Annotated in this window: 17 protein-coding genes; 6 read left to right on the plus strand and 11 right to left on the minus strand. The window is 65.3% G+C overall.

All coding sequences use genetic code 11. The features are described from left to right. The first annotated feature begins 52 nt into the window (after nucleotides 1–52). From A9J21_RS04895 to A9J21_RS04905, 3 genes are all read left to right on the plus strand, one after another. Nucleotides 53–1,054, plus strand: coding sequence for a tripartite tricarboxylate transporter substrate binding protein (locus A9J21_RS04895; RefSeq protein WP_066732451.1), 1,002 nt, complete (start codon nucleotides 53–55; stop codon nucleotides 1,052–1,054). A 92-nt stretch (nucleotides 1,055–1,146) separates the two neighbouring features. Next, nucleotides 1,147–1,656 (plus strand): MarR family winged helix-turn-helix transcriptional regulator, encoded by a 510-nt coding sequence (locus A9J21_RS04900; protein WP_066732457.1) that lies wholly within the window; start codon nucleotides 1,147–1,149, stop codon nucleotides 1,654–1,656. Continuing rightward, complete coding sequence (locus A9J21_RS04905; RefSeq protein WP_066732458.1) at nucleotides 1,653–2,126, plus strand: hypothetical protein; 474 nt, start codon at nucleotides 1,653–1,655, stop codon at nucleotides 2,124–2,126. Before A9J21_RS04900 ends, A9J21_RS04905 begins: the two co-directional genes overlap by 4 nt. 24 nt (nucleotides 2,127–2,150) lie before the next feature. Here A9J21_RS04905 and A9J21_RS04910 read toward each other — a convergent pair whose 3' ends face one another. The 4 genes from A9J21_RS04910 to A9J21_RS04925 all read right to left on the minus strand — a co-directional run bounded on the left by A9J21_RS04910 (nucleotide 2,151) and on the right by A9J21_RS04925 (nucleotide 7,992). Continuing rightward, on the minus strand, nucleotides 2,151–3,833 hold the full coding sequence (locus tag A9J21_RS04910) for a long-chain fatty acid--CoA ligase (protein ID WP_066732460.1): 1,683 nt from the start codon (nucleotides 3,831–3,833) through the stop codon (nucleotides 2,151–2,153). Between the two features lie 194 nt (nucleotides 3,834–4,027). After that, nucleotides 4,028–4,696, minus strand: coding sequence for a TetR/AcrR family transcriptional regulator (locus A9J21_RS04915; protein WP_197497457.1), 669 nt, complete (start codon nucleotides 4,694–4,696; stop codon nucleotides 4,028–4,030). Between the two features lie 51 nt (nucleotides 4,697–4,747). Continuing rightward, a complete protein-coding gene (locus tag A9J21_RS04920; RefSeq protein ID WP_066732464.1) occupies nucleotides 4,748–5,890 on the minus strand; it encodes an aminopeptidase in 1,143 nt (380 codons plus the stop codon). Then, nucleotides 5,887–7,992 (minus strand): molybdopterin-dependent oxidoreductase, encoded by a 2,106-nt coding sequence (locus tag A9J21_RS04925; protein ID WP_066732465.1) that lies wholly within the window; start codon nucleotides 7,990–7,992, stop codon nucleotides 5,887–5,889. Before A9J21_RS04925 ends, A9J21_RS04920 begins: the two co-directional genes overlap by 4 nt. 313 nt (nucleotides 7,993–8,305) lie before the next feature. Here A9J21_RS04925 and A9J21_RS04930 point away from each other — a divergent pair, with 313 nt between their 5' ends. Beyond that, nucleotides 8,306–9,502, plus strand: coding sequence for an ABC transporter substrate-binding protein (locus tag A9J21_RS04930; RefSeq protein ID WP_066732466.1), 1,197 nt, complete (start codon nucleotides 8,306–8,308; stop codon nucleotides 9,500–9,502). Nucleotides 9,503–9,569: 67 nt separating this feature from the next. On the opposite strand, the gene A9J21_RS04935 is transcribed toward A9J21_RS04930, so the two are convergent. The 6 genes from A9J21_RS04935 to A9J21_RS04960 form a co-directional block, all read right to left on the minus strand. Further along, nucleotides 9,570–10,151, minus strand: coding sequence for a hypothetical protein (locus A9J21_RS04935; RefSeq protein WP_066732519.1), 582 nt, complete (start codon nucleotides 10,149–10,151; stop codon nucleotides 9,570–9,572). Between the two features lie 213 nt (nucleotides 10,152–10,364). Further along, nucleotides 10,365–11,429 carry an ABC transporter ATP-binding protein gene (locus tag A9J21_RS04940; protein WP_066732467.1) on the minus strand — a complete coding sequence of 355 codons (1,065 nt, stop codon included), beginning with the start codon at nucleotides 11,427–11,429 and terminating at the stop codon, nucleotides 10,365–10,367. After that, on the minus strand, nucleotides 11,426–12,424 hold the full coding sequence (locus A9J21_RS04945) for an ABC transporter ATP-binding protein (RefSeq protein ID WP_066732469.1): 999 nt from the start codon (nucleotides 12,422–12,424) through the stop codon (nucleotides 11,426–11,428). Before A9J21_RS04945 ends, A9J21_RS04940 begins: the two co-directional genes overlap by 4 nt. A gap of 18 nt (nucleotides 12,425–12,442) precedes the next feature. Next, nucleotides 12,443–13,375: an ABC transporter permease gene (locus A9J21_RS04950; RefSeq protein ID WP_066732471.1), complete on the minus strand. Its 933-nt coding sequence runs from the start codon at nucleotides 13,373–13,375 to the stop codon at nucleotides 12,443–12,445. Between the two features lie 3 nt (nucleotides 13,376–13,378). Next, the gene (locus A9J21_RS04955; protein WP_066732526.1) at nucleotides 13,379–14,356 is read right to left on the minus strand and encodes an ABC transporter permease; all 978 of its coding nucleotides are present in this window, start codon (nucleotides 14,354–14,356) and stop codon (nucleotides 13,379–13,381) included. Between the two features lie 164 nt (nucleotides 14,357–14,520). Continuing rightward, nucleotides 14,521–16,122: an ABC transporter substrate-binding protein gene (locus tag A9J21_RS04960; protein ID WP_066732473.1), complete on the minus strand. Its 1,602-nt coding sequence runs from the start codon at nucleotides 16,120–16,122 to the stop codon at nucleotides 14,521–14,523. A gap of 413 nt (nucleotides 16,123–16,535) precedes the next feature. Between A9J21_RS04960 and A9J21_RS04965 the strand changes: the two genes are divergently transcribed. Both A9J21_RS04965 and A9J21_RS04970 read left to right on the plus strand, forming a co-directional pair. Then, the gene (locus A9J21_RS04965; RefSeq protein WP_066732474.1) at nucleotides 16,536–17,729 is read left to right on the plus strand and encodes a M20 aminoacylase family protein; all 1,194 of its coding nucleotides are present in this window, start codon (nucleotides 16,536–16,538) and stop codon (nucleotides 17,727–17,729) included. A 33-nt stretch (nucleotides 17,730–17,762) separates the two neighbouring features. Beyond that, on the plus strand, nucleotides 17,763–18,788 hold the full coding sequence (locus tag A9J21_RS04970) for a DUF2891 domain-containing protein (protein ID WP_066732476.1): 1,026 nt from the start codon (nucleotides 17,763–17,765) through the stop codon (nucleotides 18,786–18,788). A 35-nt stretch (nucleotides 18,789–18,823) separates the two neighbouring features. Here the strand turns inward: A9J21_RS04970 and A9J21_RS04975 are convergent, their stop codons facing one another. Continuing rightward, nucleotides 18,824–19,750, minus strand: a complete 927-nt coding sequence (locus A9J21_RS04975; RefSeq protein ID WP_404851345.1) for a DUF3047 domain-containing protein — start codon at nucleotides 19,748–19,750, stop codon at nucleotides 18,824–18,826. Between the last annotated feature and the right edge of the window lie 375 nt (nucleotides 19,751–20,125).

The following is a 20,125-nucleotide window of genomic DNA, read 5'->3' on the forward strand; positions in this document are numbered from 1 at the left end:
TAGAATGGCCTGCAGACCGGAACACCCGGCCGCCTTACCTGGAGACATTGCCATGCATCAACCTCGCCGGCGCACCCTCGCCCTGCTCCTGTCGGTTGCCCTGGGCCCGCTGGCCGCCGCCACGGCCACGGCCAACGATGCCTATCCGGCCCGCCCGATCCGGCTGGTCGTGCCCTTCCCGGCCGGTGGCACCACCGACATCATGGCGCGGGCGGTATCGGCCGAACTGTCGAAGCTGCCGGGCTGGAACGTGGTGGTCGACAACAAACCCGGCGCGGGCGGCAACATCGGCTCGGACATCGTGGCGAAGTCGGCCCCCGATGGCTATACGCTGCTGATGGGCACGGTTGGCACGCACGGCATCAACCAGTCGCTCTACGGCAAGCTGCCATTCGACCCGATCAAGGACTTCGCGCCGATCACACTGGTGGCAGCGGTGCCCAATGTGCTGGTGGTCAATCCCGCCTTCGCGCAGCAGAACAAGATCAATAGCGTCAACGACCTGATTGCCTATGCGCGCGCCAATCCGGGCAAGCTCAACATGGCATCGAGCGGCAATGGCACGTCGATCCACCTGGCCGGCGAACTGTTCAAGACGCAGACCAAGACCTTCATGGTCCACTTCCCGTACCGCGGCAGCGGCCCTGCCCTGACCGACCTGTCCGGCGGCACGATGCAGGTGATGTTCGACAACCTGCCCTCGTCGATGCAGCTGATCAAGGCGGGCAAGCTCAAGGCGCTGGCCGTGACCAGTGCCAAGCCATCGCCGGCCCTGCCCGGCGTGCCCACTGTGGCACAGGCGGCCAACCTGCCCAACTTCGAGGCCAGCTCGTGGTTTGGCCTGCTGGCGCCGGCCGGCACGCCGCCGGAGATCATCCATCGCATCCAGCAGGAAGTGGCGAAGAGCCTGAACACGCCGGCCGTCCGCGAACGGCTGATGGCACAGGGCGCCGACCCGGTGGGCAACACGCCCGAGCAGTTCGCCGCGCTGATCCGGTCGGAGACCGTCAAATGGGCCAAGGTCGTCAAGGATTCGGGCGCCAAGGTCGACTGACCGGCACCGCCGTCCGCAATTACGGGCAATAGGGAGATCGCCGGGCAGCGCATATACTTGAGGCATCAAATGTTCGAGCTGCCCCGATCCCGATGCCCATTCCTTCCGCCGCCAGCAGCGCCGCCGATGACACCCCGGTTGACCTGGAAACCAGTGCCGGCGAATCGGACCACGAGGCGCTGCGGCTCTGGCTGCGCCTGCTGACCTGCACGACGCTGATCGAGGGCGATATCCGCTCGCGCCTGCGCCAGGACTTTGCGGTGACGCTGCCCCGCTTCGACCTGATGTCGCAGCTGGACCGCCACCCGGAAGGGCTCAAGATGGGTGAACTGTCGCGCCGCATGATGGTGACCGGCGGCAATGTCACGGGCATCACCGACCAACTGCAGGAGGAAGGCCTGGTCACGCGCGAGGCACTGCCCACGGACCGCCGGGCCTATCTGATCCGCCTGACGCCAGCGGGGCGCGAGGCGTTCTCGCACATGGCGCGCGCGCACGAGATGTGGGTGGAACAAATGTTTTCCGGACTTGCCGAAACCGATCGGCGCGCCCTCTTCCGACTACTGGGCCGCCTCAAGTCCAGCCTGACGACCACGCCATGACCCGTATCGCAATTCCCGCAATCCGTTGGGTGCCCGCACTGTGCGCGGCCGCGCTGGCTACGCTTGGCGCGGGATGCAGCAGCACACCGGCCGGCCCGCAGATCACGCCGGTCAACGCCACGATCAAGCTCGGCCATGTGACCGAGAAAACCTTCCTGTCACGCGTGGATGTGCCGCAAGGCAGCAGCTACGGCGGCTACGGGATGGGAGTGGGCGGCGTGGCCGCTGGCGGTGGGGGTGGTGGTGGCGGTGTCGGCGTGGGGTTCTCGATAGACCTGTCGCGGCTGCTCAATCCGCCGCCTCCGCCCGTGCAGATGGACCTGTATCAGTACAAGGTCCGGACCACCGATGGCACGGTGGCCCAGGTGAACGGCCCGGCCGCGCCGGGGCTGGAACCCGGCACATGCGTGCGGCTGATCTATCCCGATGGATCGACCCAGCCGCAGATGGCGCCGTCGAACGAGTGCTGACGACGGGCGCCCGGCCCTGAGCGCTCAGGCAGCCTTGCGGCTGTCGCGCAGCTCGCGCCGCAGGATCTTGCCGACGTTGGTCTTCGGCAGCTCGGTGCGGAATTCGACGTACTTCGGGCGCTTGTAGCCGGTCAGGCGGTCCTTGCAGAACGCGATCACGTCGGCTTCCGAGAGGGCCGGATCCTTCTTGACCACGAACAGCTTCACCACCTCGCCCGAATGCTGGTCGGGCACGCCAACCGCCGCCACTTCGAGCACGCCCGGGCATTCGGCGACCACGCCTTCCACCTCGTTCGGATACACGTTGAAGCCCGACACCAGGATCATGTCCTTCTTGCGGTCGACGATCTTCGTGTAGCCACGCTCGTCCATCACGCCGATGTCGCCGGTCTTGAAGAAGCCGTCCGGGGTCATGACCTTGGCGGTCTCGTCCGGGCGGTTCCAGTAGCCGGCCATCACCTGCGGGCCGCGCAGGCAGATCTCGCCCGGCTGGCCCAGCGGCAGTTCATTGCCGTCGTCGTCGCGGATCGACACTTCGGTGGAAGGCAGCGGCAGCCCGATGGTGCCCGAGAACGCGTCGGAATCGGTCGGGTTGCAGGTGGCCGACGGCGAGGTTTCCGACAGACCGTAGCCCTCGATGATCGGGCAGCCCGTCTTGGCGAGCCAGTTCTTCGCCACGGCTTCCTGCACGGCCATGCCGCCGCCATTGGCGACGCGCAGGCCCGAGCAGTCGACCTTGCCGAAATCCGGATGATTCAGCAGCGCGTTGTAAAGCGTGTTCACGGCCGGGAACATGTGGAACTTGTACTTCTGCAGTTCCTTGATAAAGCCCGGGATATCGCGCGGATTCGGAATCAGGATGCTCAGGCCGCCGCTGCGCATGCCCAGCAGGCAGCAGACCGTCAGCGCGAAGATGTGGTACAGCGGCAGCGCGGTGATCGTCACCACCTGGTCGATATGGGCGCCCTTGGCAAGCGCCGGCTGCATCCAGGCCTCGGACTGCAGCACGTTCGCCACGATATTCCGGTGCAGCAGCGTGGCACCCTTCGACACCCCCGTGGTACCGCCCGTGTACTGCAGGAACGCGATGTCATCCGGGCCCGTGCTCACGGGCTTCAGTTCCATCCTGCGCCCTTCGGCCAGCACGTCGTTGAAGCGCACGCAGTTGGGCAGTTCCCAGGCCGGCACCATCTTCTTGACGTTGCGCACCACGAAATTGACGATGCTGCCCTTCAGGCCGCCCAGCATGTCGCCCATGCTGGCTACCACCACGTGCTTGACCGGCGTGGCCGGCAGTACGGCCTGCAGCGTGGCCGCGAAGTTCTCAAGGATGACGATGGCTTCGGCGCCGCTGTCCTTGAGCTGGTGCTCCAGCTCGCGCGGCGTGTACAGCGGATTCACGTTGACTACCACGTAGCCGGCGCGCAGCACGGCGGCCAGCACCACCGGGTACTGCAGCACGTTCGGCATCATGATGGCCACGCGTGCGCCGGGGCGCAGGCCGCGCGACTGCAGCCAGGCCGCGAACTGGCGCGACAGCTGGTCCAGTTCGCCATAGGTGATGGCGCGGTCCATGCAGATGAACGCGCGACGGTCGGCGTAGGTACGGAACGAATGCTCGAGCAACTGGGCCAGCGAACGGAACTGGCTGGCGTCGATCTCTGCCGGTACGCCTGCCGGATAGTTTTTCAGCCACAGCTTTTCCATACCGTCTCCTGAATTTCTGAATGGTCGTTCGATTTTTTGGGAATGCTAAACGCGTGTCCCATGTGAAGACAACCCGTTAGACGAAGTCCTCCACGAATTGGACCGTCGAAATCGTGAATTATGCGCCACCCCTTGGGGGATCGAGGGAATACCCTGATGAAACTGGCGGAGAAAACCGCAAGCCCTGCCGCCGATCAAGCCGGCGGCAGCACCAGCTTCATCATGTTCTGCGCCAGCTCGTGGGCCAGCGCCTCCGGGTCCATGCGCCCCGGCTCATGCCATGTGTACATGAAGCCGATGACGCCGCCCATGGAATGGGCCGTCACGCGTGCATCGCCAAACGCGAACACGCCCGCGGCGCGCCCTTCCTCCAGCAGCACGTACAGGTCACGGTAGAACTCGCGGGCCATGCTGTTGAGCCACTCCACCGTATCGTCTTTCAGGTACTGGTTGTCGCGGAAGCTCAACGCCGCCGCCACATGGCACCTGACGCAGCGGCGCGCCATTTCCAGCAGGCAGGCGTGCAGGCGCTCGCGCACCGGCAGCGCCGGGTTGGCCGTTTCCCGAATCACCGGCAGGCAGGTCTGCGCCGATTCGCGGCACAGGATGTCGAAGATCTCGTACTTGTCGGCGAAGTAATAGTAGACCGCCGGCTTGGTCACGCCCAGCGCCCGGCACAGGTCGTTCATCGTCATGCCCGGATAGCCTTTCGTGTAGAAAAGCTGCGCGGCAGTATCCAGGATCTGGCGGCGGCGCATTTCCTGGCGTTCGGCCACGTGCGAGCGCGCGGGACCGTCGTCGCTCAGCGTGGCGGCGGCGGTTGCGCGCGGCAGATTGCCGGTTTTCTTGGGGGCATGAGACATGGCCGCCATTTTCGCATGCGGGGCGCGTGCCACCATCGGGAAACTCCCGCGTCAGGGTTTTGGCGTATCGGCCACGGCGCCGGTGTTGCCACGCGCGGTCAGTGGCGTGACTTCGGTGGCCGGCGGCGCCAGCTTGCGCAGCACTGCGTCGCGCTCGGCCGGCGGCAGGTCGCCGATCTTGCGCGCGGCGGCGTAGAAGCGCTCCCAGTCGCCGCCGCACTGCCCCAGCAGCGCGGTAAAGGCCGGCACCCATTGCTGGTACGTGGCCACGGCGGCCAGGTGGGCATTGGTCAACGGCTGGTCGAACCAGCGGTCGTAGCCGGTATAGCCGGCCCATTCGACCTTCAGCGCCGCGTACTCCTGTCGCAGTTCGCCGAAAATGCGCGCCTTGCCCTGGCGCTTGGCTTCGTCGTCGAGCGGCGACTTGTACAGCGCCACGAGCTTGTCGCGGGTGCTGAGCAGCATCGCGCGGAACTGGCGCCGCCGGCCGTCATAGATCTTGTAGCTGGCGCGCGCGTCGGCCGATCCTTCCTGCGCCAGCCAGTGCTCCACGCCGGCCACTTCCACGGCCGTGGCAAACGACTCGTTGAAGGCGGTGTCGTTGCGCACGTACACCACCTGGTGTGCCAGCTCGTGGAAGATCAGCCGGGCCAGTTCGCCCTCGGGCTGGTAGACAAAGGTATTGAGTAGCGGATCGTCGAAATAGCCGAGCGTCGAATAGGCCGGGATGCCTGCCACGTAGGCTTCAAACCCGTCGCGACGCAATCCCTGGGCATAGTGATCGGCATCGTTCTCGCTGTAGTAGCCCCGGTACGTAATGCAGCCAACGATCGGGAAGCACCACTTGCGCAAGTCCAGCGACAGTTCGGGCGTGGCGAACACGCTCCACACCACATAGGGCCGGTGCAAATTGGCGTAACGGCGATAGCTGCCGTTGTCGGGGAGTTTCAGTTCGCGCGATGCGTAATCGCGGATGCGGCGCGCCAGTTCCAGCCGCTGCGCCAGCTTCTGGTCATTGGCACCGTTGGCAGTGGCGATGGCATCGTCCAGCGACTGCGCCGATGCCATCACGCCCAGGTGGCCGCCGATCGACTGATAGTAATAGCCGACCGTGTCGCAGCCGGCCGCCAGCACCGCCAGGGCGAGCATCGCGAGGATGCCCGCCAGACGCCGGCGGGCCGGCCACCGGTTCATGATGCCAGGGCCTCGGCCCGCACCGCCTCCACTTCCACGAGGCAGTCATAGAAGACCGGCGCGCGGCCCAGGTCGGTCAGCTGCTGGCTGGTCAGTTCGTTGGCGTTCTTGCCATCCGGGGCGAGCTTCTTCCACCAGATCGACAGGCCAACCACCAGGCCCTGCTTGGCGCGATCGGTCACGCGGGCGCGCGCCTGCATGCTGCCACGGTCGTTGTAGGCACGGACCAGGTCGCCATGGGCGATGTTGCGCGCGGCAGCGTCCACCGGATGGATATCCAGGTGCGGCTCGCCTTCGGTGTTGCGCAGGCTGTCTACGTTGACGAACGAGCTGTTCAGGAAATTCCGGGCCGGGGGCGAGATCATGGCAAGCGGATACCGTGCCGCCAGTTCCGGCGCCGACGACGGGGTCTCGTAAGGCGCCACATAGGCTGGCAGCGGATCGAGCCCGTCGCGCGCCATGGCTTCCGAATAGAACTCGCATTTTCCCGAGGGCGTCGGGAAGCCACCGTTGGCGAACGGCGCGGCATCGATATTGAGCCGCTGCCAGCCGCGCGCCTTCAGCGTGTCCCAGCTGATGCCCTCGGCCCGCTTGTCGTCGCGCAGGATGGCCTGGCTGGCGATTTCCTCGTCGGTATCGGCAAAGCACGGCTCGGCAAACCCCATGCGCGCGGCCAGCCGGCGGAAGATCTCGGTGTTCGGCAATGCCTGGCCCAGCGGCGCCACGGCCTGGTTGTTGGCCATGAAATAGACGTGGCCGTAGGTCTTGTGCACGTCCACGTGTTCGAGCTGCGTGGTGGCTGGCAGCACGATATCGGCATAGTCAGCCGTATCGGTGCGGAAGTGCTCCAGCACCACTGTGAACAGGTCTTCGCGCGCAAAGCCCTGCGCCACCCTGGCCGATTCGGGTGCCACGGCCACCGGGTTGCTGTTGTAGACCACCACGGCCTCGATCTTCGGGCCGTTGCCGCGCGTGCCGTCGTCCAGCAGCGCATCGCCGATCGTGCTCATGTTCACGGTGCGCGGCAGGCTGGGCCAGCCGGGCAGCAGGTCCGGGCGCTGCAGCGAAGCCGTATCGACCGGGAAAAATCCCGACGTGGACAGCTGCAGGCCGCCCGCCGGCTGGCGCCAGGCGCCGACCAGCGACGGCAGGCACGCCACGGCGCGCACGGCCTGGCCGCCGCCGCGCACGCGCTGCACGCCATAGTTCAGGCGGATCGCCACGGGCTGGCGTTCCTTGACCGCCAGCTGGCCATACAGGCCGGCCAGCCACTCGATGTCTTCCACCGGCACGCCGCAGACCTCGGCCGCGCGGGCCGGCGGATAGTCCATCGCGCGCTCGCGCAGCGCGTCGAAACCGACCGTGTGCTGCGCGATGTAGTCGTGATCCAGCAGGTTGTCGCGGATCAGGATGTGGATCATCGCCAGCGCCAGCGCGCCGTCGGTGCCCGGCATCGGCGCGATATGGCGATGGCACTTCTCGGCTGTCAGCGAGCGGTACGGATCGATCGCCACCAGCGTGGCGCCGCGGCGCTTGGCTTCCTGCGCGCGGGTCCAGAAATGCAGGTTCGACGCAATCGGGTTGCCGCCCCAGATGATCACCAGCCTGGCATCGACCACGTGCTCCATGTCCATGCCGACGCTGGCGCCATAGGTGTACCGCAGCGCCGTGGCGCCGGCACTGGCACAGATCGTGCGATCCAGCAGCGACGCACCGAGCTTGTGGAAGAACCGCGCGGCCATGCTTTCGCCCTGCACCAGGCCCATCGTGCCGGCGTAGCTGTACGGCACGATCGCCTCGGGGTTGCGCGCGGCGATGGTGCCAAGCCGCGTGGCGATCTCGTCGAGCGCGGCTTCCCACGAGATGGGCTCGAACTTGCCCTCGCCCTTCTTGCCGACGCGGCGCAGCGGCGTCAGCAGGCGGTCGGCGTGGTAGGTGCGTTCGGTGTAGCGCGACACCTTGGTGCAGAGCACGCCGCCGGTGGTGGGATGTTCCGGATCGCCGGCCACCTTGACGGCACGGCCGTCCTCGACGGTGACGAGCAGCGCACAGGTATCGGGACAATCATGGGGACAGGCGGCGCGGACGATGCGGGTGGCCATGGTGGGCTTCGGCAGGCAGATACGACGGATGGGGCGCCCGGTACGGCGCATTGGGCGGGCCGACGGCGTGGCGTTTGTCAACGGCGTGACTGTGGCGCAGTGGCGTCGGCCAAACATTGCTGACCGGGAGAAATTGTTTGGCTCCGATTGTATTCGATTATGATGTGCCGGCGCAGTCCGGCCAAGGCCGTGGACTGTCCGGCCCCGCTGGGCCGGGAGCCGTACCGGCACAAGATCCGGACGGCATCCGCGGGGTCCGAAAGCAGCAAGGAAGCAACGAAGAACGTTTTACGGATTTTTGACGGGGATTCACATGGGTTTCACTTCTGGGGTCAAGCGCCGGCAGCTGGTCGGCCTGATGATGGCGGCCGCGCTCGCGGCCAGCGGCGTACCAGGCGCCGCGTTTGCCGCCAATACCACGCCTGCCGAGACCGGCGTAACCGCCGATACGATCCTGCTGGGACAATCGGCCGCGCTGACCGGTCCCACGGCCGTGCTGGGCAAGCAGATGAATGCCGGCGCGCGGCTCTACTTCGACTACATCAACAGCCATGGCGGCGTGTTCGGCCGCAAGATCGAACTCAAGGCGCTGGACGATGCGTACGAGCCCGACGAGGCCGTCAAGAACACGAAGAAGCTGATCGAGGAAGACCGCGTCTTTGCGCTGTTTGGCTATGTGGGCACGCCCACCAGCCAGGCCGCGCTGCCGCTGGTCGCCCAGGCACGCATTCCGTTCTTCGCCCCGTTCAGCGGCGCGCAGACGCTGCGCGACCCATCCAACCGCTACGTTTTCCACGTGCGCGCGGGCTACGAGGAAGAGACCGCCGCCATCGTGCGCCAGATCCGCACCACGGGCCTGAAGCGCGTTGCCGTGGTCTACAACGACGACGGCTACGGCAAGGCCGGCCTGGCCGGCATCGAGCACGCCATCAAGGCCCTGCCTGCCGACAGTGGCGTGAAGCTGGTGGCGCAGTCCACCGTGGTCCGCAACACCGTGGAAATCGGCGATGCGATGCAGGAAGCCATGAAGGCCAAGCCCGATGCCGTGGTGCTGATCAGCGCCTACCGCACGGCGGGTGCCTTCGTGAAGGAAGCCCTGCGCCGCAGCTACAGCGGGCAGTTCTATAACGTGTCGTTCGTGGGCACGCAGGCGCTGGCGAAGGAAGTGGGCCCGCAGGGCAGCGGCGTGATCATCTCGCAGGTGATGCCGCATCCGGGCAACGCCACGCTGCCGGTGGTGCGCGAATACCTTCGCCTGCTGCAGGCCGCCGGCAAGCAGAACGATTTCGACTACGCCAGCATCGAGGGCTTCATCGCCGCCAAGGCATTCGTGGAAGGCCTGCGCCGCGCCGGCAAGGACCTGACCCGCGAGCGCTTCGTGATGGCGCTGGAAAGCATGCGCAACGTGGACCTGGGCGGCTTTATCGTCCAGTTCGGTCCGGACAGCCACGTGGGATCGAAGTTCGTCGAAATGACGATCATCAACTCGCGAGGCGTGGTCATTCGCTGACGGGAAGGACGCCGCCGGGAATCCCCTGCGAGCCCTGCGCTCACAGGGGAGCAGCTACCGGGTAACGCTATTTGCCAGGCCGGACGGAAATCGCCGTGGCCTCCGTATAGACGGCCTCGACCCGGTCGCCCTTCTTTATCTTCGCGAGCCGTTCCGGGTCTTCGACCATCAGGTCTACCGTGTGTCCCTTGGGGCCCTTCACAGTCACGGTCCTGGCATCGGCATTCACCGCGACAACGTCTGCCGTGACGGTGACTTCCCGGCCCATCGTCCCACCGGGCTTCGCGCCAGGCACGGAGCGGTCGGAGATCACGCGCTCATGCCGGGATAGCGGCCCGCTGCCCTTCTTGAGGCTGAGCGTCAGGGCTTCCTTGTACTCCACCGTGACCACGTCGCCGAGATGGATCTGGTCGAAGTTCCTGGCCTCCTCGCCGACCACCACGTCCATTTGCTTGCCCTTGTCCGTTTTCAGCGTGACGGTTCGCGTCACCGGGACAATCTTGACGACCTTGGCCGTTGTCGTCGCGGTCCCTGTGGCCGTCATGTTCTCGGGCCCTCGGGTCACATCCACCTTGGTTTCAGGCTGCGCCCGCGCAGCGCCGGCTACCGCCATCATCACGGCCAGGCCCAACAGCGTCTTCCTATTCATGACGTTCTCCTTCTTGTTACCAGGGACGGACAGGGCAGCACACTGACTGAATTGCCCGCTCACGGCCACGCGGGGCTAGCGGACTTTCAGATCATGCCGCAATCCACATTAGTGTTCGCCCAAAGCAATTGCAAACCCGACGTGGACCAGATCGGCCGGGCTGGCACAGGTAACAGGAAGTCATGGGGAGTGGAGAAAACGCGGCCCGCCTCTTCACGCCATGTCATTCAGGTGACACGCCGACCACCTAAGCGGCGCAATCTCCTTCAGCACCGGCTGTTCCTCCTTGCAGCGCGGCATCGCATGCGGGCAGCGCGGATGGAAATGGCAGCCCAGAGGCGGATTGAGCGGCGACGGGATTTCGCCCCGGATCGCCACATAGGTCTTCTTGCCAACCTCCAGCTTCGGCGCCTCGGCCAGCAGCGCCTGGGTGTAGGGATGGTTGGGCGACGCGAACACTTCCTCGGTGGGTGCCGACTCCACCACGCGCCCCAGGTACATGATCACCACGCGGTCGCTGATGTGCTTGACCACCCCCAGGTCGTGGCTGATGAACAGGTAGGTCAGGTTCAGTTCTTCGCGCAGGCGCATGAACAGGTTCAGCACCTGGGCCTGGATCGACACGTCGAGCGCGGCCACCGATTCATCGCACACCAGGAATTCCGGCTTCACGGCCAGGGCCCGGGCAATGCCAATGCGCGCACGCTGTCCGCCCGAGAACTGGTGCGGAAAGCGCCGCAGCACCGTGGGGTCCATCCCCACGCGCACGAGCATGTCTTCCACATAGGCCTTCTGCGCGCCCTTCTCGACCATGCCGTGCACGACGGGCGCCTCGCCGACGATATCGAGCACCCGCAGGCGCGGGTTCAGCGACGCGTAGGGGTCCTGGAAAATCATCTGGATCGCCAGCTGCTTCTCGCGCCGCTTGTCGGGCGGCAGGCGGTCCAGATCGGTGCCGCGCCAGAGCCGCTCGCCCTCGGTCAGTGAATGCAGCCCCACGGCCATGCGGCCGAGCGTGGACTTGCCGCAGCCCGACTCGCCAACCAGCCCCACCACCTCGCCGGTGCGGATCGCCAGGTCTACCTTGTCGACGGCATGCACCACTTCCATCTTCTGCTTCGCGCCGAACACATTGGCGATCTTCGCCGCCACATCGAGCGACTTGACGAAGCGCTTGGACACCCCGCGCAACTCCAGCAACGGCGCGGGTGGCGTGGTGGCATCGGGCGGCGCGTCCACGGCGGTGGCCTTCGGCGTATCGATCACGGGCGTACTCATGCGGCCTCCTGCTGGGCATGCACCGGGTGGAAGCAGCGCAACTGCCGGCCGTCTGGCGAAATAGCCAGTGGCGGGTCGTTCTTGCACACGTCGGTGGCGTACGGGCAGCGATTGCGGAACGAGCAGCCGCCGGGCAGGTTCAGCAGCGACGGCGTCATGCCCGGAATCTGCCGCAGCGGCGCACCGCGCGGATTGCGCGACGGCGCCGAGCCGATCAGCCCGTGCGTGTACGGATGGTGCGGACGCTCCAGCACCTGGCGCACATCGCCCGATTCGACGATCTTGCCCGCGTACATCACGCAGACCTTGTCGGCCAGGCCGGCCACCACGGACAGGTCGTGGGTAATCCAGATCAGCGCCGTGCCCGATTCGCGGCACAGCGTCTGCATTTCATAGAGGATCTGGCCCTGGATGGTCACGTCGAGCGCCGTGGTTGGCTCGTCGGCGATGATCAGGTCGGGCTTGTTCAGCAGCGCGATGGCGATGGCTACGCGCTGGCGCATGCCGCCCGAGAACTGGTGCGGATAGGCCTGCAGGCGCTCGTCCGGCGACGGAATGCCCACCCGCGCCAGCGCGTTGCGGGCGCGCTCGCGGGCGGCAGCCTTGCTGACGTCGTCGTGCGCGCGCACGGCCTCGATCATCTGCGTGTCGATGCGCAGGACCGGGTTCAGCGTCATCATCGGGTCCTGGAAGATCATGGCGATGCGATTGCCGCGCACGTCGCGCTGTTGCGCCGGTGTCAGGGCGCGCAGGTCGCGCGTCACGCCGTCGCGGCTGGTCAGGGCGATGCGGCCATCCACCACCCTGCCGGGCGGATCGATCAATCCCATGATCGAATAGCCGGTCATCGACTTGCCCGAGCCTGATTCACCGACCAGGCCCATGATTTCCCCACGGCCCACCGAGAAAGACACGTCGTCGACGGCCTTTGCCACGCCGGCGCGCGTGAAGAACTGCGTTTTTAGATTTTCTACGACCAGGGTTGGCTGGGTCATATCGGCTCTCCTGGTGTCTTACTGCGTCTGCAGGCGCGGGTTCAGCACATCGCGCAACTGGTCGGCCACCAGGTTCATCGCCACGATGGTGACGACCAGCGCGATACCCGGGAAGAAGCTGATCCAGTACTTGCCGGACAACATGTACTGCTGGCCGTTGGCGATGAGCATGCCCAGCGACGGCTCCGTGACCGGCACGCCCAGCCCCAGGAACGACAGCGTGGCTTCCAGCGTGATGGCCGACGCCACCTGCAGCGCGGCAATCACGATCAGCGGCGGCAGGCAGTTGGGCAGCAGGTGCCGGAACATGATGCGCTGAGGGGGCAGCCCCAGGCAGGTGGCGGCCTCGATATATTCCTTGCGCCGTTCCACCAGCGCCGCGCTGCGCGTGGTGCGCGCATAGTAGGCCCACTGCACCGCCACCAACGCGATCACGATATTGCCGATGCCGGGTCGTAAGAACGCCAGAAGAATCAGCGCCAGCAGGATCGGCGGGAACGACAGCTGCAGGTCGGCCACCCGCATGATGAACGCCTCGGTACGCCCGCCGACAAAGCCGGCCAGCAGCCCCAGGGTGGCGCCCAGCAGCAGGGCAATCACGGTGCTGACCACGCCCACGCCCACGCTGATGCGCAGGCCGTACATCACGGCCGACAGCATGTCGCGGCCCTGCTCGTCGGAGCCCAGCAGGAACGTCATGCCGCTGCCGGCCTGCTCGCCCGGCGCCAGGCGCGCATCGAGCACGTCCAGCGTAGCCAGGTCATAGGGATTCTGCGGTGCCAGCAGCGGGGCGAAGATCGCGATCAGGATGATCAGCAGCAGCGTCACCAGGCCCACCACCGCGAGCTTGCTTTCGAAGAACTGCCGCGCGAAGCGGCGCCACGGGGTCTGGTCCTTGGCGGCCGGCTTCGGCTGGGCCGGGGCTTGCTGGGGGACGGTCGATGTGCTCATGGCTCAGCCCTTGTTGTCGGCAATGCGCACGCGCGGATCGAGCATGCTGTAGACGATGTCCACCATCAGGTTGATCAGGATAAACAGCGTCACGATCACCATCAGGTAGGCCACGATCACCGGGCGGTCAAGCAACTGGATCGAATCGATAATCAGCTTGCCCATGCCGGGCCACGCGAAGATCGATTCGGTCACGATCGCGAACGCGATGATCGAGCCGAACTGCAGGGCGATCACGGTGACGATCGGGATCAGAATATTCTTAAGAACGTGGACCCCGACGATACGGGTATTGGACAACCCCTTGGCGCGGGCGAACTTCACGTAGTCCTGCAGCATTGCCTCCTGGGTGCCGGCGCGCGTGAGCCGGATCACCATGGCGATATTCAGCAGCGACAGCGTCACGGCGGGCAGGATCAGGTGGCGGATACCGTCAACGGTCAGGAAGCTCAGCGGCACGCCCAGCACGCTGACGGTCTCGCCGCGGCCATTCGACGGCAGCCAGCCCAGCTGCACGGCAAACACCATGATCAGCATCAGCCCCACCCAGAACGTGGGCAGCGAGAAGCCCAGGATCGAGACGGTCATGATGGTCTTGCCCGCCACGCCGTTCGGCCGCAACCCCGCCCACAGGCCTAGCGGAATGCCCAGCACGATAGCCAGCAGGATGGCGCACACCGCCAGTTCCAGCGTGGCCGGCATGCGTTCGAAGATCAGCTTGAGCGCAGGCGTGCCATGCGCGAACGACATACCCAGATTTCCGTGCAGCGCGTTCTGCAGGAAGATCCAGTACTGTTCCCAAAGTGGCTTGTCGAGGCCGAGCGCGGCTATGGTGCGTTTGATGTCTTCCTGGTCGGCCTGCGGGCTGATCAGGATGTCGATCGGATTGCCGATCGCAAAAACGCCAAGAAACACGAGCAACGACATGACCAGCAGCACAACCACGCTCTGCATCAGTCGCCGGATGATGAAGACCAGCATTTTCCAGACGCCTATCCTTTCGCCGGCGCGCGGTGGCGCACTGCCGGCGGGTTCGCGGCCCACGGAGGACATCGTGGGAACATCGCCCCGGCATCTCGTGGATAACCGGGGCCGCGATCATACCGGAGCCGCCAGCCATTGGCGGCCCCGCCCTGCCGGCTGGCTTACTGGGCAGGCTTGAACAGGTGCGCGTAGGTGCGTTCGTCGGTACGCGGCACGTACGTGATGCCCTTCTGCGTGGCCCACGTGGTCACCTGATGGTGAACCGGGATGATGCCGCCGTCCAGCACCACGATGGCCGTGGCTTCCTGCAGCAGCTTGGACCGCTCGTTGTCATCCACGGTAGCCAGGGCCTTTTCCAGCACCGCATCCATCTTCGGATTGCAGTACTCGCCCCAGTTGGTCGTGCCGAAGCCCTTCTTCGAGTCTTCGCACGCCACCAGCGCACGCAGCGGCGAGCTGACCTCGCCGGTCTGGGCGCCCCAGCCCACCAGGCCGAACGACCACTCATGCTTGATCGCCTTCGACGAGTACGTGGCCATCGGCATGCCTTCCACCTTGGTGTTGATGCCGATGCGGGTCAGGTTTTGCGCGATGGTCTGCGCAATCTTCTCGTCGTTGACGTAGCGGTTGTTCGGCGTATGCAGCGTCAGCCCGAAACCGTTCGGATAGCCGGCCTCGGCCAGCATCTTCCTGGCCGCCTCCGGATCGTACTTGAGCGTCTTGAGCGCCGGGTTGTAGCCGAACAGCGTGGGCGGCACCAGGTTGTTGGTCGGCTCGGACAGGCCTTCCATCAGGCGGTCCTTGATGCCCTGCCGGTTGATGGCCGTGCTGATGGCAATGCGCACGCGCGCATCCTTCAGCGGGTTCTTGTCCATCGGCTGGCCGTCCTTGGTCGTCACGAACGGCGACTTGTCGCGCTTGACGTCGAAGTACAGGTAGATCACACGGTGCGAGATCTTCGAGAAGACCGACAGCTTGGGATCGTTACGTACCTTCGGCAGGTCGGGCGTGGGCACGTTCTCGATGGCCTGCACGTCGCCGGACAGCAGCGCGGCCAGGCGCGTGGCGGGGTTCGGGATGAAGCGCAGCGTCACCTTGTCCCAGGCCGGCTTGGCGCCCCAGTAGTCGGGGTTCTTCACCAGTTCCACCCGGTCGTCGCGCGCATAGCTGACGAACTTGAACGGCCCGGTGCCAACCATGCCCTTGCCCTGTGCAAAGTCGTCGGAAGACAGGCCCTGCGTGGCCTTCTTCTGGACCATGAACACCGACGTCAGGTCATTGAGCATCAACGGGTACGGCTGGTTCGTGGTCAGCTGGATCGTGTACTTGTCGATGATCTTCTTGTTGATGATCGCCTTGGTGTACACATCGAACTTGCCCGGGCTGTTGACGATGGTGGCCGGCCGGTCCAGCGACCACGCGATGTCGTCGGTGGTCAGTTCGGTGCCGTCATGCCACTTCACGCCCTTGCGGATCTTGAATTCCCATGTGAGGTTGTTGACCAGCTTCCACGACTCGGCCAGGCCCGGCACCACCTTGCTGTCGGGGTCGAGCTTGATCAGCGTCTCGAACACGTGTTCGGACACATTGATGTTCGAGAACAGGTTGTAGAAATGCGGATCCATTGAGGTCGGCGGCGAACTCATGGCGATCTTGAGATCGACCGCCTGGGCCTGACCGGCCAGGCCGAAACCGAGGGCGCCGGTCAGCAGTACGGCACCGACCGCCTTGCCGACAGCCTTCTTGACGTGACGAAGGGACATCGCACGATTCTCCCAGTGGGAAGTCTTGAAATGACGATAAGGATCGGTCGCGCTCGTCGTCAGATGTCCCGGCAGGAGCGCCGCATTTTGGTGCGGCGTTCTGCTGGGCAACGTGGCGCGCGACCGGCCGGGCACTTCAAGCATGAACTGTTCCAGCAGTACAAGGCGTCCGCCATGCGGGGAAACCCACCCGCCCGTGGGGCATCGGCGATGCTGCGCTGCGCCACTGCCGGCCTGCCGATGGCTGTCCGGCGGCGCCCTTGTCCCGGCAAATGTATGCCCGCTCCGGCGCCATGCACCGGACATGCGAACGGCGTCCCGGCAGGCGCCTGGAACGCCTTGTTTTGGCGCTTCTACGATAGGCGTCGTATGATCGGGGGTATCCAATTGCCCCATTTGCCCGGACCGGCATCATGAAGCTCATCCCCGAAATCCTGCAGGCGCAAGCCGAAATCCGCACCATTCGACGTGACATCCACGCGCATCCCGAACTCTGCTTCGAGGAACAGCGCACCGCCGATGTGGTGGCCAAGAACCTGGAATCCTGGGGCATCGAGGTCCATCGCGGCCTGGGCACCACCGGCCTGGTCGGCATCATCCGCAATGGCAAAAGCGCCAAAACTATCGGCCTGCGTGCCGACATGGACGCGCTGCCGCTGCAGGAAGCAAACACCTTCGGTCATCGTTCGCAGCACGAGGGCAAGATGCATGCGTGCGGCCACGACGGTCATACGGCGATGCTGCTTGGTGCGGCGCGCTACCTGGCCGAGCACCGCAATTTCGACGGCACCGTTCACCTGATCTTCCAGCCGGCCGAAGAAGGCGGCGGCGGCGCCCGCGAGATGATCAAGGACGGCCTGTTCGACCGTTTTCCGTGCGATGCCGTATTTGGCATGCACAACTGGCCGGGCATGCCGGTCGGGTCATTCGGCACCACGGCCGGCCCGCTGATGGCGTCGAGCAACGAATTCAAGATCACCGTGCGCGGCAAGGGCGCGCATGCGGCCATGCCGCACAACGGCTGCGACCCGGTCTTCACGGGCGCCCAGATCGTGTCGGCGCTGCAGGGCATCATCACGCGCAACAAGCGGCCGATCGACACCGCCGTGATCTCGGTCACGCAGTTCCACGGGGGCGACGCCACCAACATCGTGCCCAATGAAGTTTGGCTGGGCGGCACGGTGCGCACGTTCACCGTGGAGGTGCTGGACCTGATCGAGCGGCGCATGGAAGAGGTGTCGCGGGCCGTGGCCCAGGCGTTCGATTGCACGATCGATTTCGAATTCCGCCGCAACTACCCGCCCACCATCAACAGCGCGGCGGAGGCCGAGTTCGCGGTGGGTATCGCCAGCGAGCTGGTGGGCGCCGACAACGTCGATGGCAACGTGGAACCGACCATGGGCGCCGAGGACTTCTCGTTCATGCTGCAGGAAAAGCCGGGCTGCTACCTGTTCATCGGCAACGGCGAAGGTTCGCATCGCGAAGCCGGCCACGGCATGGGCCCGTGCATGCTGCACAACCCCAGCTACGATTTCAACGACGAACTGCTGCCGGTGGGCTCCACGTTCTTCGTCAAGCTGGTGGAGAAATGGCTGGCGCCGGCCTGAGCCGGCACGGACTGACGCTCCAGGCGACGCACGATGCCCCATACGCTGCTGGATGACACCACGGCGGCGCGATTTGCCCAGGTGGCGCTCGACAACATCGTGCGTCCGTACCCGTACAAGGTGGACCACCTGATGGTGGACGCCAACGACCTGGCCGCGCCCGCCGTCAAGCACCCGGTCTTCTACGGCAGCTACGACTGGCATTCGTCGGTGCACATGCACTGGCTGCTGGTGCGGCTGCTGGGCTTGCGCCCGAATCTGGCGGATGCCGCCCGCATCCGCGAGACACTCGACGCCCAGTTTCGCCCGGAGTCCTTTGCCACGGAACTGGCGTATTTCGGGCGGCCCGGGTCCCGGACCTTCGAGCGGCCATACGGCTGGGCGTGGGTGCTACGGCTGCAGGCCGAACTGGGCGCGCTGGGGCTCAAGGACCCGCAGGCTGCCAGATGGGCCGCCGCCTGTGCGCCGCTGGCCAACCATCTGGCACAACGTCTGATGGACTACATCGACGTCGCCGATTTCCCGGTTCGCACCGGCACCCATTTCAACAGCGCGTTTGCGCTGGTCATGGCGCTGTTCTACGCCAGGCAGGACCAGCACCCCGCCCTGCGCAAGTCGATTGTGCGCCGGGCCCATCGCTGGTTCGCGCACGACCTGCGCTACCCGGCCCGTTACGAGCCGGGCGGCGACGAATTCCTGTCAGGCGGCCTGATGGAAGCCGTGCTGATGCAACAGGTAATGGACGACTGTGGCTTTGCCGAATGGTGGGAATTGTTCTCGCCAGGACAGGCCGAGCTTGGCACCTGGCTGACGCCGGTGGCCGTCGCGGATCGGACAGATCCGAAGATGTCCCATCTGGATGGGCTGAACCTGTCGCGCGCCTGGTGCTGGCGACTGCTGGGACCGGCCTTGCCATCCCCATTGCAGCCGCTTGCCGTGCGGGCATGGTCCGACCACCTGGAGGTGTCGCTGCCGCAGGCGGTGGAGGGCCACTACGTGGCCACACACTGGCTCGCCACCTTTGCGCTGCTGGCGCTGGAAGACCTGAGCGTCGGCTGACGCCTCGCAGGTGTGGACCTGGAGGCGGGGCGAACTTAGTCCAGCGCGATATCGCCGTACCAGGCTTCGGCGCGGCTCTTGGTGTTATCGGTATCGGTCATCAGGCCAACCGCCAGGATCTTCCCCGGATCAGTGCCGAACGCCTTGCGATAGTCGGCACGCAGATCGCGCTCGTGGCATCGCCATTCGTTGGTATGGCGCGTGCCCGAATCCACGATGATCATGCGAACGCGGTCAGTGTGAGGATTGTTCAGTACGCTGCCTACCGGGCGCTTGCCGCCCCAGATGTACATCAGCGTGGCGTACGGCATTTCCCGACCTGTGGTGATGCGCGCCATTTCGTACATCAGCTGGTCTTTCAGCGACAACGTGTTGCGATCGCCGTCGAACGCCACGAAAATCCGCAGCGGGGCATCCTCCCGATGGCCCACCGCGTTATCCGCGACACGAATCACATCGCGCGTCCTCCACATCCACCGCAGCGTCCCGGGATCGCGCTGCGTCAGCGGGACATACAGGCCAGAAGCAGAACCATCCGCCTCGGCATGCAGCACCGTGCGCTGGTCGACTTCGGTCAGCGAATATCGTGTGGGCGTCTTGTTGCGATTGACCTTCCAGGGTTGCCAGCCGGTCGGGACCGTACTGGGAGCGGAAGATGCGGAGAACAGCGGCAAGTCTGCCAGCAACGGCAACGACGCAGCATCGGCTTCCGCCTCGCCGTCGCCACCGGACTCTGCTTCGGCGGCATTCGCCGCGCGATTGGCGAGCTCCAGCTGATCGACTGGCAGGCTCCGAACAGCAGCCTTCAGCAGGCCTTTTTCCGCGAACATCGCGCAATTTCCGTCTGAAACGGCTGCCAACTTTGATGGATCGGTCGGTGCGACCGTTGAAGATGCACATCCGGCGAGCACGAACGCGCTCACCACACAAGCCAGTGCTGGCCGAAACTTCATGGCCACGATAACCCCCTGGACCCTGATACCTGATACTTACCCGTTCGTCGAAATCCCAACATCCTGGCTATTCGGTGCCGAGGATGGGTATTGCTGACTGCTTCGTGCTGAATTTTTCAGCGCTTGGGGCAGACCATATCAGATGCACGGAGTACCCGGAATGCTCGGGTACCCTGAATACAACAGCCAACATGACGGGCTGTGCTTTTCGAACTTGTTCTATGGACAGGGCGCGCGCAGCCCGGCCTTTGCACCGGGGCAGGAAGGGAGATGGAACGGAAACGGCGACGGCCTTTTCGCCATCCCAGCGCGCGATCGCATTTCATGCGCGCCAAAGCAAAACCCCCAAGCTTTTGGGCTTGGGGGTTCTGGGTATAAGAGCCT

Source organism: Cupriavidus sp. D384 (genome assembly GCF_001652915.1).
Lineage (GTDB): Bacteria > Pseudomonadota > Gammaproteobacteria > Burkholderiales > Burkholderiaceae > Cupriavidus.